We start from the raw sequence: 12,759 nt of genomic DNA, 5'->3' as shown, positions 1-12,759 counted from the left end.
AACTATCGGCAGAGCGGTTCCTGCGGGTCCAGTTCCGCAACGCCCCACCAGGTGGTGCGCCAGCCGTTCTCCTTCCAAAGGTGTGGCCAGGAGCCTGTAAGGTAAGTCGCAGAAACGGGTGCCCCGGGACTACCGAAGGCGATTTCCGAAAAACGTCGATCTGCAGGTGTCTCCGGTTCCCGGTCGCCGTGTTCCCAGACAAAGAAGCATTTTTCGCGCGGCGGCACCCGCGCCGGGATCGCAGCCGTGACGACCCGTGCGTCCGGAAAGAGCACCCGAAGATTGCCGCCCGTGTAGCCGTTGTCCGCGACAAGCGTCGCTCTGTCCGCGCCAAGCCCGGCCAGCGGCTGCCTGATATCCGCGTAGGGTTTCATGTGCCGGCACTTGCCACCGCACCAGAACCGGTCAGGAGCGACAAGGCCGGGAATGCGGGCAAGAAACACGACGGCAACCGTTACGGCGGCGATGGTTGCCAGCCAGCGCCATTGCCGCTGGAATCCGAACCGCTCAAGATCCGCGAACAGGTAGATCGGCAACAGCAGCATCAGGGGATGCATGTGCCGCTCCTTGACATAGGTCGCACCGGTGATGGTGATCATGACCGCGGTCAACAGGATCATGGCGACAACGGTGCGCCCGCAAAGCCGGGCCACGTCACTCACCGCCGGAGATGCGGCCTCCATTCTTCCCAAATAGCGCGGCCAGAAAAGCAGCAGCAAAACGGGCACAAGGAGCACGGAAAAGCCGATGAGGCCGAATGCAAGCTTGCCCAGACCTTCGCCGGCCCGTGCCGCGTGCGATGTTTCGGAGGCGACACCCATCGTCTTGGAGACCGACGCGAAGAGTTGCAGGCCTTCCGTCAGGATCCAGAACGCATAGGGGCTGTAGACGATTGCCGCGGCGACGGGCACGAGCACCAGACCCGCTAGCCGGATCTGCGGCCGCCAAACCCTGTCACTGACGGCAGCCAGAAGCAGGGCGAGCGCAAATATCGGATAAGAATGCTTGCCAATCAGCCCTGCGCCGGCCGCTACGCCGAACAACACGTAAAATAACAGGCGGCCGGTCTCCAGCGCCCTGATAAAGAAATAGGCGCTTGCCGCGCAGGCCGTCGTCAGCACCACCGTGTGCGTGACACCTTCATGCAGGTTCCAGCCGAATTGGTAGTAGAGCGAATAGCAAAAGGCACACAGAGCAGCCAGGCGCAGTGCCCGGATCGCCTTTCGGGCGATCAGGAACAGAAACAGGGCGGCGACGGAGATCAGGCTGTACTTGACGAAAAGCGCGGCCCAGATGGTCGGGCCGAACACCTGTTGCGCAGACCAGAGGAGCCATTCGTAGAGTGGCGGCTGGCGCAGCATGTAGCCGGGTTCAAGGGTTTGAACCAGGACGTTTTCGAACATGTCGTCGGTGCCGAGAACCGGCGTCGACAAAGCCCGCAACAGGAGATGCAGGGCACCCCACAAGGCGACGATGCCCCAGACGCCGAGCGGCGTCGCATAGAAGGGGATGTCGGTCTCGCGATGAGAGGATTGCAATACAGCCATGGCAAGCGGGATACATGATTTCCGGTTGCGTGTAACCCTTCAAACGGACCTGAAGGCCGGAGAGCGCGGGCGAAAACCGCGCTCTCCGTTGTCTTTACTCGGCGTCAGAGCGCGGGCAGCGGCGGCAGGGGTGTCTTCAGCCACTTTTTGGAGAGCTCGTCGAGCTTGCCGTTGAGCTTCTTGTGCAGCACGAACACGTTCACCCACTGCAGGAGGTCGATGTTTCCGGTCTTCACCCCGATATAGGACGGGGAGTTCGCGATGATGAACTTGGTCTGGAGATTGAAATCCGGATTGTCATTCGCAATTCCGAGCGCGACCATGTTGCCCGTCACGATGACATCGGCCTGACCTGACACGTAGGCGGCGATGGTTGCGGCGTTGTCACCGAAACGGATGATTTCAGACCCTTCCGGCGCATCCTCGGTGATCGCAAGATCTTCCAGCGTGCCGCCGGTGACGGCAATCTTCTTGCCGGCAAAGTCGGCTATCGATGCAACGGACACATCCGGCTTTGCGAAGGCACCGGAGAAGAACGGCGCATAGGCATGCGAGAACCAGATGGACTTGGCCCGTTCCGGATTGGCGCCGAGGGTCGAGATCACGAGATCGACCCGGTCGGTCTCCAGGAACGGTATCCTCTGCTTCGAGGTCACCGGCACCAGTTCAAGCTCGACACCCAGGTCTTCCGCGATCATCTTGGCGACGTCGATGTCGTATCCCTCGTATTCGCCGTCCGCGCCGAGCGACCCGAATGGCGGGAAGTTTTCCGGTGTTGCGATCTTGATCGTTCCGGACTGCAGAATGTCCTTCAGCTCAGCCGTTGCCGGACTGGCGAAGACCAGAGCAGCCGACAGCAGGGCTCCTCCAAGACCAGTTAGTTTCTTCCACATTTCGCGACCCTCCTTTTTGGTTGAACAAGCGCGATTTTTCAGGCGGCGACGTTGCCCCCGCTCTTTGAAGATGCCGAGCCGAGCCGCTTTTCCAGGCGGCGCGACCAGACGGACAACGGAAAACAGAGACTGAAATAGATGATTGCCATCAGCGGGTAGATGACGAATGGCTGCGTGCCCGGAACGGGCGAATTCGCCCAGCGTTTGCCAACCGTCATCAGGTCATGAAAGCCGATGATATAGGCCAGCGACGTGCCCTTGATGATCTGCACCATGAAACCGATCGTCGGCGCGATCGCCAGGCGGACGGCCTGCGGCAGGATAATGAGGATCATGATCTGGAACAGCGTCAGGCCGAGCGCCTTGCCGCCCTCGTGCTGCGAACCTGGAACCGCGAAGATGGCGCCGCACCAGACCTCTGCCAGATAGGCGCTGGTATAAAGCGTCAGTGCCACTCCGGCAGCGGTCCAGGGGTCGATCCTGAGAGAAAAAAGATGCGGAACGCCGAGCCCCAATAGAAACAGGAGCATCAGCAACGGAACGGATTGAAACAGCCAGGTGTAGGCCGTCGACAGCCCGGAAAGAAAGCGCCCGGGTGCGACCCGCGCGGCGGTAACGATCATGGCGATGGCACCACCGCCCAGGAAGGCGATCAGCGACAGGTAGATGGTGAACTGCGTCGCATCCAACAGCTGGTAGAGGACGATCCCGAACGGTTTTCCCAAGACCTCGGCAAACAGGTCCTTCATCGCACCACCTTCCACTTGAACAGACGGTCATGCAGAAGACGCAGCGCGCTTTTGAACATCAGTGACATGAGCACGTAGATCACGGTCAGGGTGAAGAAGACCTCGAAGGAGCGGAAGCTGCGGCTGTCGATGAAGACACCGGCCCAGGTCAGGTCGGTGACGCCGATTTCCGAGATGACCCCCGTCGTCAGAAACAGGAAGATGAACTGGCTGTTGAGCGACGGGTACATCGCTGCCACGGCCTGCGGAAGGCTGACCTTGATGAAGCTCAGCCATCTCGGTATGCCGAGCGAGTCGGCAGCTTCCCCCTGCCCGGCATCGACCGATGCCAGGCCGGCCCGCAGGATTTCGGCAAAATAGGCGGAGAAGTTCACGGACAGCGCCAGCAGGGCATGTCCCCAGAAGGGCCACTGGTAGCCGAACAGAAGCGGCAATCCGAACGCGATGAAAAACATCTGAACGATAAGCGGGGTGTTGCGGATGAACTCGACCCATGCCGTTGCCAGCTGCATCAGAACGGGGATCCGGTAATGCCGGCATGCGGCGAGAAGAAGCGCGGCAATGAAGCCGAAAAGTCCTCCGCCGATGGTCAGAAGCCCACTGACCAGCGCGCCCTGAAAAAGCAGCCAGAGGTATTCCGGATTCCGATAGATCTCAAAGAATCTCAGATCGGCCACTGCGACCGATCCGGCAATTCGCATGTCGTCAAGGACGCCCCCAACCCTCTATGGTTTTGGGGTTGCTTTGCAACGCGCGTGCCAAACAGGAAAGAGAGTGGTTTGCGCCGCCAAACGTCTATCCGAGGCGATCTCAGCTGCTACATCGCTCAGAAAAAGGGCAGCCAGCTAAACAATTAGCCAAGTTTTTGCCAGATGCGCAGGAGTTTGATGACCGGTTCGAAGCTGTTTCAGTCCAGAAACGACCAGGTTTCCGCGCCATCGAAATGACGCAGACCGATGGCTTCGACCGTTCCGGGCGGTGCGAGGCGCAGGTTGACCGCCATGCGCCCTTTCGCTTCGCCGGCGATGGCTTCCCAATGGGTTGTCGACCCACAGACCTTGCAGGTGTGAAAGGCAAGCTGACGATCGCCCCATGAGTACCTGATCGTGGCGTCCGGTTCAGCGCTGATGACAATGGTCCCCGGGCCGCCATGACCCCACACCGTGCCGAGGCTCCGGCAGATCGAACAATTGCACGCGACCGCATGGCGGGGCTGCACCGACATTTCGAAGGTCACCGCACCACAGTGGCAGGCCCCTTTGATGGGAAGCGCCACCGCGGATGGATCCCCTGCGCCGGTCATGGACTATTCCAGACCGATTTTCTGTTTCAGAAGATCGTTCACGGCCTGCGGATTGGCTTTGCCCTTGGAGGCCTTCATGACCTGTCCGACGAACCAGCCGACAAGGTTCGGCTTTTCCTTGGCCTGCTCGACCTTGTCCGGGTTGGCCGCCAGGATTTCGTCTACCACCGCTTCGATCGCGCCAAGGTCCGTGACCTGTTTCATGCCGCGATCTTCCACGATCTGCGCCGGGTCGCCGCCTTCGGTCCAGACGATTTCGAACAGGTCCTTGGCGATCTTGCCGGAAATCGTTCCCGCCTTGATGAGGTCGATGATCGAACCGAGCTGATCGGCAGAAACCGGGCTTTCGGAAAGGTCCTTGCCTTCCTTGTTGAGCCGCCCGAACAATTCGTTGATGACCCAGTTGGCAGACAGCTTCGCATCGCGTCCCTTGGCGACATCCTCGAAGAAATCAGCTGACGCCTTTTCGACGACCAGAATGTCGGCGTCATATGCGGTCAGGCCGTAGTCGCTGATGAACCGTGCCTTCTTGTCGTCCGGCAGTTCCGGCAGATGACCGGACAGACCGTCGACGAATGCCTGTGTGAATTCCAGCGGCAGCAGGTCGGGATCCGGGAAGTAGCGGTAGTCGTGCGCCTCTTCCTTGGAGCGCATGGACCGTGTCTCGCCCTTTACCGCGTCAAAGAGACGGGTCTCCTGGTCGATCTCGCCGCCGTCTTCCAGGATGCCTACCTGACGGCGCGCTTCATATTCGATTGCCTGGCCGACGAAACGGATCGAGTTGACGTTCTTGATCTCGCAGCGCGTGCCGAAGTCACCGCCCGGGCGGCGCACCGAAACGTTGACGTCCGCGCGCATGGAGCCCTGATCCATGTTGCCGTCGCACGTGCCGAGGTAGCGCAGGATCGTGCGCAGTTTCGTCAGATAGGCCTTGGCCTCGTCGGAGGACCTGAGATCCGGCTTGGAGACAATCTCCATCAGCGCGACACCGGACCTGTTGAGATCGACGAAGGACATGCTCGGATGCTGATCGTGCAGGGACTTGCCCGCGTCCTGTTCCAGATGCAGGCGTTCGACCCCGATCTCAACCTGCTCGTCCGGCATGTCGAGCAGAATCTTGCCCTCGCCGACGATCGGCTGCTTGAACTGGGATATCTGATAGCCCTGAGGAAGATCGGGATAGAAATAGTTCTTGCGGTCGAACACGGACTTCAGGTTGATCTGCGCCTTGAGGCCAAGGCCGGTGCGGATCGCCTGGCGCACGCACTCCTCGTTGATGACCGGCAGCATTCCGGGCATGGCCGCGTCGACAAGGCTGACATTGTCGTTTGGGTCCTTGCCGAATTCTGTCGAGGCGCCGGAAAAGAGCTTGGCTTCGGACGTGACCTGCGCATGGACTTCCATGCCGATCACGATCTCCCAATCGCCGGTCGCGCCCTTGATGAATTTCTTCGGGTCGGGTGTGCGTACGTCGACAATCGTCATCTTCGTCAAAATTCCTGTTCTGTTCGATTTCGCGCGCGCGGTCAGGCAGGTCGGCAGGAATGCTGCGGCGCGAATTTCTAGCTGCCTGATGACCTATTCGGGAATTGCGCCGGCTGCAAGGGTTTCCTTGCCCAGACCTGCTTGTTTCGAACCGGAGACCACGTTCACGTGCGATGAGACTTACCTGGAGGGTCCGGTCGTGGCCTTTCGGCATAACGCGGCCCGGTGCAACAAACAAGGAAGACCAAGCCTTGGTCAGCCCACCGACGGTTTCAGCAATAGCGCCCGTTCTTGGCTTTCAGCAAGTCCAGAATCTCAAGAGACGGCACTGCGTTTTCGCTTTGAAACGACGATCGCCCAAAGACGGTTTCCAGCGCCTGTTTCGTTTTTGGGCCCCAGTCACCATCCAGAACGCCTGGGCGACACCCAAGTCTTTCCAACTCCGACTGAATATTGATCACGAGTACGGCGTCTTTCCCCCAGACAAGGTCTCCCAAGACGGTTCCGTTCTTGACCTTGCTGTCCTCCGGTATCCGGCCTTCGCGCGAAAGGACGTCGCGCCATTTTTCGGCGCCTCCCTCACCGAACGGGCCAATCGCAACGACAAACCATCCGCTGCGGTGTTCGAAAACCGAAACATCGGTTTCCAGCTCACGTTGGTATTGGCGAGCCGCAGCCTCTGCTTCCGAATATGCGCGCTTGGAATGCACCTGAATCCAGCTGCCAAGCACGGGCAAAGGAACATCCGTTCTCGTGGCCTCAGGCTGCTGTTCGTCTCCAAGCCCCGTGTCTCGCCCCTGGTCTACTGGCAATCCGCCCAACCGATCTGCGTCCTGCTCCGGTTCATCGTCAGTGAACTCATCGAGGTATCCCCCGTCATTCGGATCTTCGAAAAACTCTTCTCCGTCGGCGTCCTGGCTCCCGTATCTGCGAAGCAGTCGCTCACAATAGGGTTCCAGCCGATCCTCGCTCGTCGCGTTGCGCGCAAGAAAGTACTTTCTGCCAGAGGACAGATTGTCTTCCGAACACATGAAATTCATGTGCGCCTTGATCGACTCGGGGTCAGCGCCGCCGCTGCTTGTGAGCCTGTCCCGATATTCCTTTATGTCGCGCTTCAATCCTACATGTTCGACGACACGGCTAAACCGCTCGATAGCCTTGAGCGCGAGGCGCCTGCTGTCTTTCTGGCTTCTGACCTCGCCGCAGTCTTCGATCAAAAGACTGCCTGCATATGATTGTAGATCAGGTGCTTCCATGTTCACCGACTGCAGGTTCAGCGACTGCTTTCGCATATCGGTAAGTGGCTTGACCATCGACCTGATCGTCATGAATGCGAAAAGCTCGGACAGTCTTCCTCTTTTGTCTTGTTCGCTCAGTTCTTGATAGCCTGCCGCAAATTCACGCGATGCTTTCATGAAGCAGTTATTTTGTAGCGCGTGAAGTCCCGCCATGTATCTTGACAAAAAGGGATCGGAAATTTCGATCTGATAGTCTTCAAAGCTAGTGTATTCCAGGACATCACTCACGCTATAAAGATCTTGCCAACCAAAATCCAGAACACCATGATAAATGTCCATAACAATAGAGTTGAGTATATATGCTTTGTTTAAATTCCCATAGTCAAACTCATCATGTGCGCCAATATCAACATTTCTTATGATTTCATCCGCAGTTCTGATCTTGGAATAACCTTGTGCGAGTTGACCGGTCTGAAAGCTGACCAGGGCGGGCTTAATGTAGAATTGCACGACATGTTCAAAAAAGGCGGACATGTTTGTCTGGTTCACGTATTCGGAGTTGCACCGTGAACTGGTGAGTTCGAAATTCTCACATTCCGGCAAGGACCACAGCGCTCCTGAATCGGCATGATGGACTTCTATTATTGCAGCCGCATCGGTGTTGGACACTGCATGGAGGTAGGACAGCAGCTGCCACAGATTGGAAAAAAACCTGTTGCTGACCACATGCCCGTGTTCCTCTATTATCTTGGAAGACTCCATGACATGCCTGGACTGCCGCACGCGTTCAGAGAAAAACCTGTTTTCAAACAGTATATTTGCTTCTGATGATGATCTGAGAGCGAAGCTTTTGGTGTCTGCGAAATTGAACGGTAAGCTGGTGTTCAGGTATCGGTTCTGCCGATCGTAAGTACGGTCGGCGACATACAACAGGCCGCAGCCCAGTATCGCAATGAGCACCGCACCTGCCAGTATCCATCCAGCGCTCGTCCGGCACGCTGATTGCAGATTTGATGCCGAAAGAGACTTCGACGCCATTTGCATCCTCCGAACCTAGCCGTCAGTGACGCCAAAAAGATTCTTGAAAATCTTTAGCAAAAACCCGCTCGGCTTGAAGCCGATCGCGACGGACACTGCGATGCTGACAGAAACAAAAAAAACGAAATAGAGCGCCACCCGCTGGGGCTTTTGCGCTGACTTAATCATGCTGCCCCCTATAATCCATGGAGAGGCGGAGATCGGCTCTCACCTCCTCTACATCGGAGTAATACTTCAATCCTTTGACTATTTTCCGCGGAGGCAAGGATGCAGGATCCGTACGGTCTTCAATGACGTAGCCCCATTGGTCCACCGGAGGACCCGGGTCCTGCAAGGAAACCGCGTACGGATCCTCAAAAATTCCGCGTTCGCAAAGAATCTTGTGAAGCATCGCGCGTTTCAGTTCGCTTGTGTCGGTATAGACCTGAATGACCGGTTCGGTTCTTTGCCGTTCACCTGCCACCAGAAATTCGGCGATGGTGCCGTTGCACTCGGCGATCAGTGTTTCGATCATTTCCGAGAATTCCGGACGATCCAGAGTATCCAGGATGCGGCTGTACTCGTCGTTGGCGAGATTATTTCCCGGGTTAAGCAAATAGGCGAACTGAAGATTTTTCGCGGCGGACCGAAGTTGCCCCTTGCTTCGGTGCGCCATCCCCTTTTCGGTCAGGTGTTCTGAAATTTCGGTTATCACTTGCAGTTCATCCGCCAGCTTTCGCGAATACCTGACTCTGTAGTCATTCGGGAATAGTTTGACGAGTTCGTCGATTTTGTGGATCGCTTCCCGCAGCCTGCCTTCCTGCAAGTTTTCGTTTATTCTGAAAACGATTTTCTGTCTGACTATTTCGTTGTTCCCAGCATACAAATAACTGGCAGATCTGACTTCGACGAAGAATATTTGAGCCAAACCAGAAATCATGACTCCCGAGGCAGCTGCAAAAAGGAAACAAGAAATAACGACAAAAACGTAATCTCCATATTTCTTTCTTCTAAAAAGTACCTGAATTGAAAAAATAAATTTCGGGAACTTCTCCAGGAACCACTTAACAAGCAAGAATATTTTGTCTGCAAAAACCAATGCCAAAACGAGTGACACAATGATGAACTTGAACTCAAAAACAAAATGATAGACGAGCAAATCCTCTCGGCTCTTCACGATAGAGGGCTCAATTATCAATACAGCGGAAACAATCAATCCGATTATTTTCAAAAAATTATTTAGATAACTCATGGGCAATTAACCCCTGAACAACCCAGCAGTTAAAAAATAGACTAACTCAATTTGACGAATAATTCAATTTACTTCATAACTCAGAACATACTACCCTGCTTATAATTTAAGGTTGTATTTTGCAACTTGTGTAGGTTTTTTTCAGTGCCTGACGTGTGGCCCGATTGAAGAATTGCTTCTCCGATATTGGCAAATGCAGCTCGAACCCGCGACATAGTCAGCCTGCAGATCAGCACCCTGCGTTGTCTGCTGAACCGACAGGCCCGGACAGTCGTTCAGTCCAATGTGACTTCTAGCCGGACGCTTTGCCGGTGCGCATTATGAAGCCGATCAATACGGCAACCGCCTGATAGAGTTCGACAGGGATTTCCTGGTCGATTTCGATCTGCGAAAGCGCCTCGGCCATCATCGGGTTCTGTTCAATCGGCACCCCGGCCTCGCGTGCGAGCTTTTCGATCTGCTCGGCAATCGTGCCGCCCCCCTTCGCGGTGACGACGGGCGCTCCCTCGTTTTCGTATCGAAGCGCGACGGCAAGTTTCTTTTCAGGCTTTTCTCCCGGTTCCATCGTTCCCTCCTCAGGATTGCCTGTCGACAAGTGTGCCGTAGCTGGCGGCCGACCTCGGGGGCAACCCGCGCACCAGCCGAAACTCCTGCAAATCAAGCCCGGCATCGGCAAAGGACGCCATCATGGTCTCCTCGAGAGCCTTCAGACCGTCGAAGGTGGCCGGTCGATCGACCCAAAGGCTGACATAAGTGCCGCCGCCTCTCAGGCTGACGGCAGCCTCCACCGGCCCGGTCGCCGTGAGATCCATCGCGAACCGGAGCCGCCAGGCAGCCTCGTTCTCCCCGTCTTCGGACTGCCCGCCACCATCGCGGCCGACCTGCAGCTGCAAAATTCCCGTTTCCTGACCAAGGGCCAGCGGCAATTCAAGCACAAGATCCATGGGGCGGGACGCCGCCTGGGCACGCTCGTCTCCGGCAAGTCCCGTGTTGACGAGCTGGGTCATCCGGACGCGCGCCAGAGCCGCGTCGGTTTCCTTCAGCATGGCCTGCAGGATCTGAGGCGTGCTTCCCGGCAGGAAGCCTCTCGAACCCGGCTGGGTTTGCCCCTGCGGCGGGTCCTGCCGCGAAGGCGGTTTGGGCTGCGCGGCGGGCCGCGTGACCTGCGCATCGGCGCCGAACTGCTGCAACAGCGACCGGAAGGACAGCAGGACCGACTTGAGATCCGGCTGCGCGCCCGGCATGCCGCCGCGCGGAAAGGCGGCGTTCGCCTCCCTGAACTGGCCCGACAGGCGCACGGACTGCTGCATATCCCCGGCGGTTAGATTCTGTCCCGCATTCAGGCGCAAACCGAGGATCTGCTGCATCGCCTTCACGACGGGGTCCGGCAGGGAAACCTTGCCGGCCGCCTGCAAGGACACCAGATTTCCCGCCTGCGCAAAGACGCTTGCCAGGCCGGACTGCTGTTCGCCGAGTGCCTGAAATGCCTGACGTGCAACCTGATGTGCAGGCCTGGTCTCCGTCCTCGCGTTCAAGTCCGGAGCCCCTCCCGGCTGCAGCGCAGATCCCGATCTCGGCGTCTGGTAGGGCTGGTGTTGCGCAACACGCAGGCTGTCTCCCGCTTGCGGCAATCCCCCGCCCCCAGGATTTGCGGCCGGCGGCTGCTGCGCAACTGAACTTGACGCGCTTGCAGCAGGACGGACCTGAGGTGCTGCGGCATCCGCCGCCGAGCTGCCCTGCCCGGCGGGCAAAGGACCAGCCGCCGAAACCTGTGTCTGGGTTGGCGCCCGCCCAAGTGTCTGGCCAGTTGTCTGGGCGTTTGTCTGGGCGTTTGTCTGGGTTGCTGCCTGGGCCGGCACGGCCCTTTCCGGTACCGGATGCGTTGAACTGGCCACAGGCCGGCCCGGCGCCGTTTGCGCAGGGACGGGACCGGATACCGGAGCGGAAGGTACCTGCTGCGTGTGAGCGGTCGTCGGTACCGTGCCGCCCGACGCCTGCGCCGGTGCCGTTCCAGCCGCGCCGGGCGATCCGGGAGCCGATCGCGTCGGTGCCTGTTGAATTGACGGGTCCTTCCCGCCTGCATCCGGACGTGTCTGCGCAGCGGGGCGTGCCGGTCCGGGCACTGCTTCTCCGGACTGAAGGGGCCCCAAAGCGGTGCCTGCCGACGCCGGACTGGCCGGTGTCGCCACAGGTGCCTGCCGGATGCCATCCACCCCCTGTTGCGGCGCTGCAGGCGCCCCCGGCACCGTCGGGGCTGAACCAGTGGGCGACGCAGAGGTTGCGCCCGCGGCTGGCGCCGTCGCCGATACCTGTGCGGGAGGTGGCGCCGAACCCCGCGGAGGCAACGCCTGCGGGCTCTGCGGACTGGCATTGCCGCTTACCGGCGCGCCGACGGTTGCCGCTGCGCCAGCACCGGCTCTGGCAGCAGCGGGAAGCGGAGCTGAACCGGAAGCCGTTGGCGGCCGTGGACCGGACGCGCCCGGATCGGTCCGCGAGCCCTGCGCGGCCGGTTCAGCAGAAGGTGGGGCGGCTTGAGGCGTGACTGTTGCCGGAGATCCGGGTCGCTGCACCGGACTTGCCGGCGTTTGCCCGGGAGTCCCAGGATTGGGCGGCACCTGTTGCGCCGGAGCGTTCTGCGGGGGGAGATTTCCCCGGGCCGGTGCGGCTTGTACGACCTGCGCAAGCTGCGAACCCGGCGCGCCCCGGGTTACTGGCGGCTGTGCCGTTCCACCCCGGGCCGGTAGCGGCACGTCGCTGGTTACCGGCCTGCCGGGCAGTAGTTGTTGTGGCGGTGGCGCGGCCTGTTGCGGTTGTTGTGACTGAACCGGTGCCGCGGGATCCGCGGGCAAAGCCTGCGCCGTTGTCACCTTGATCACCGGACTGGCCCTGTTGCCGGAAACGGAAACCGTCACATCGCTTCCCGGAGGCAGCTTGACCGGGATCTTGAGATCAATTTTCGCATCGTCAGTCGCAAGCCGGACGACACCACCGGGCAAATTGGCCTCAACCCTGGCTTTCAGTTCGGTTCCAGGCTCAAGCCGCACTGCCGCCACCGAGCTTCCCTGGGCCAGGGCGAGTGGTTGCGCGCTTACCGTTTCGACCATCGCAACGCCTCTCGCATTCGCAGTCGCAGAGATTCGCAAGCTCGCAGTATGACCGCATATTCCCGACCTGCACAGACTTGACCCTGATCAATGCCACCGGAGCCTTAACGGTTCATTGTGCGGGCCTGCATGACTTGAGAAACCGACTTGGCCACTCGATTTGCTCGCGGA

General features: G+C 58.8%; 10 protein-coding genes. All 10 read right to left on the bottom strand.

Annotated elements, in window-relative coordinates:
- Nucleotides 1–2: 2 nt before the first annotated feature.
- A complete protein-coding gene (locus ACO07N_RS17780) occupies nucleotides 3–1,547 on the bottom strand; it encodes an ArnT family glycosyltransferase (RefSeq protein WP_421982302.1) in 1,545 nt (514 codons plus the stop codon).
- 104 nt (nucleotides 1,548–1,651) lie between these two features.
- Complete coding sequence (locus ACO07N_RS17775; RefSeq protein ID WP_421982301.1) at nucleotides 1,652–2,440, bottom strand: transporter substrate-binding domain-containing protein; 789 nt, start codon at nucleotides 2,438–2,440, stop codon at nucleotides 1,652–1,654.
- 38 nt (nucleotides 2,441–2,478) lie between these two features.
- Complete coding sequence (locus ACO07N_RS17770; protein ID WP_421982300.1) at nucleotides 2,479–3,189, bottom strand: amino acid ABC transporter permease; 711 nt, start codon at nucleotides 3,187–3,189, stop codon at nucleotides 2,479–2,481.
- Nucleotides 3,186–3,866, bottom strand: a complete 681-nt coding sequence (locus ACO07N_RS17765) for an amino acid ABC transporter permease (protein ID WP_421982299.1) — start codon at nucleotides 3,864–3,866, stop codon at nucleotides 3,186–3,188. The genes ACO07N_RS17770 and ACO07N_RS17765 overlap by 4 nt, the downstream gene beginning before the upstream one ends.
- A gap of 230 nt (nucleotides 3,867–4,096) precedes the next feature.
- Nucleotides 4,097–4,492: a GFA family protein gene (locus ACO07N_RS17760; RefSeq protein ID WP_421982298.1), complete on the bottom strand. Its 396-nt coding sequence runs from the start codon at nucleotides 4,490–4,492 to the stop codon at nucleotides 4,097–4,099.
- A 3-nt stretch (nucleotides 4,493–4,495) separates the two neighbouring features.
- Nucleotides 4,496–5,977 carry an Asp-tRNA(Asn)/Glu-tRNA(Gln) amidotransferase subunit GatB gene (gatB, locus tag ACO07N_RS17755; protein ID WP_421982297.1) on the bottom strand — a complete coding sequence of 494 codons (1,482 nt, stop codon included), beginning with the start codon at nucleotides 5,975–5,977 and terminating at the stop codon, nucleotides 4,496–4,498.
- 272 nt (nucleotides 5,978–6,249) lie between these two features.
- Nucleotides 6,250–8,253, bottom strand: coding sequence for a peptidoglycan-binding domain-containing protein (locus ACO07N_RS17750; protein ID WP_421982296.1), 2,004 nt, complete (start codon nucleotides 8,251–8,253; stop codon nucleotides 6,250–6,252).
- 160 nt (nucleotides 8,254–8,413) lie between these two features.
- Nucleotides 8,414–9,484, bottom strand: a complete 1,071-nt coding sequence (locus ACO07N_RS17745; RefSeq protein WP_421982295.1) for a tetratricopeptide repeat protein — start codon at nucleotides 9,482–9,484, stop codon at nucleotides 8,414–8,416.
- 292 nt (nucleotides 9,485–9,776) lie between these two features.
- On the bottom strand, nucleotides 9,777–10,049 hold the full coding sequence (locus tag ACO07N_RS17740) for an EscU/YscU/HrcU family type III secretion system export apparatus switch protein (protein WP_421982294.1): 273 nt from the start codon (nucleotides 10,047–10,049) through the stop codon (nucleotides 9,777–9,779).
- A 10-nt stretch (nucleotides 10,050–10,059) separates the two neighbouring features.
- A complete protein-coding gene (locus ACO07N_RS17735; protein ID WP_421982293.1) occupies nucleotides 10,060–11,019 on the bottom strand; it encodes a flagellar hook-length control protein FliK in 960 nt (319 codons plus the stop codon).
- Nucleotides 11,020–12,759: the final 1,740 nt, after the last annotated feature.

The organism is Roseibium sp. (assembly GCF_965229775.1).
GTDB lineage: Bacteria > Pseudomonadota > Alphaproteobacteria > Rhizobiales > Stappiaceae > Roseibium.
Note: the sequence above shows the minus strand (reverse complement) of the source record. Positions and strands in the feature narration are given on the sequence as shown.

Excerpts from the sequence above, each read along its gene's own strand:
- ACO07N_RS17780 (WP_421982302.1), bottom strand. The coding sequence starts at position 1,547 with ATGGCTGTATTGCAATCCTCTCATCGCGAGACCGACATCCCCTTCTAT.
- ACO07N_RS17775 (WP_421982301.1), bottom strand. The coding sequence starts at position 2,440 with ATGTGGAAGAAACTAACTGGTCTTGGAGGAGCCCTGCTGTCGGCTGCT.
- ACO07N_RS17770 (WP_421982300.1), bottom strand. The coding sequence starts at position 3,189 with ATGAAGGACCTGTTTGCCGAGGTCTTGGGAAAACCGTTCGGGATCGTC.
- ACO07N_RS17760 (WP_421982298.1), bottom strand. The coding sequence starts at position 4,492 with ATGACCGGCGCAGGGGATCCATCCGCGGTGGCGCTTCCCATCAAAGGG.
- gatB (WP_421982297.1), bottom strand. The coding sequence starts at position 5,977 with ATGACGATTGTCGACGTACGCACACCCGACCCGAAGAAATTCATCAAG.
- ACO07N_RS17750 (WP_421982296.1), bottom strand. The coding sequence starts at position 8,253 with ATGGCGTCGAAGTCTCTTTCGGCATCAAATCTGCAATCAGCGTGCCGG.
- ACO07N_RS17745 (WP_421982295.1), bottom strand. The coding sequence starts at position 9,484 with ATGAGTTATCTAAATAATTTTTTGAAAATAATCGGATTGATTGTTTCC.
- ACO07N_RS17740 (WP_421982294.1), bottom strand. The coding sequence starts at position 10,049 with ATGGAACCGGGAGAAAAGCCTGAAAAGAAACTTGCCGTCGCGCTTCGA.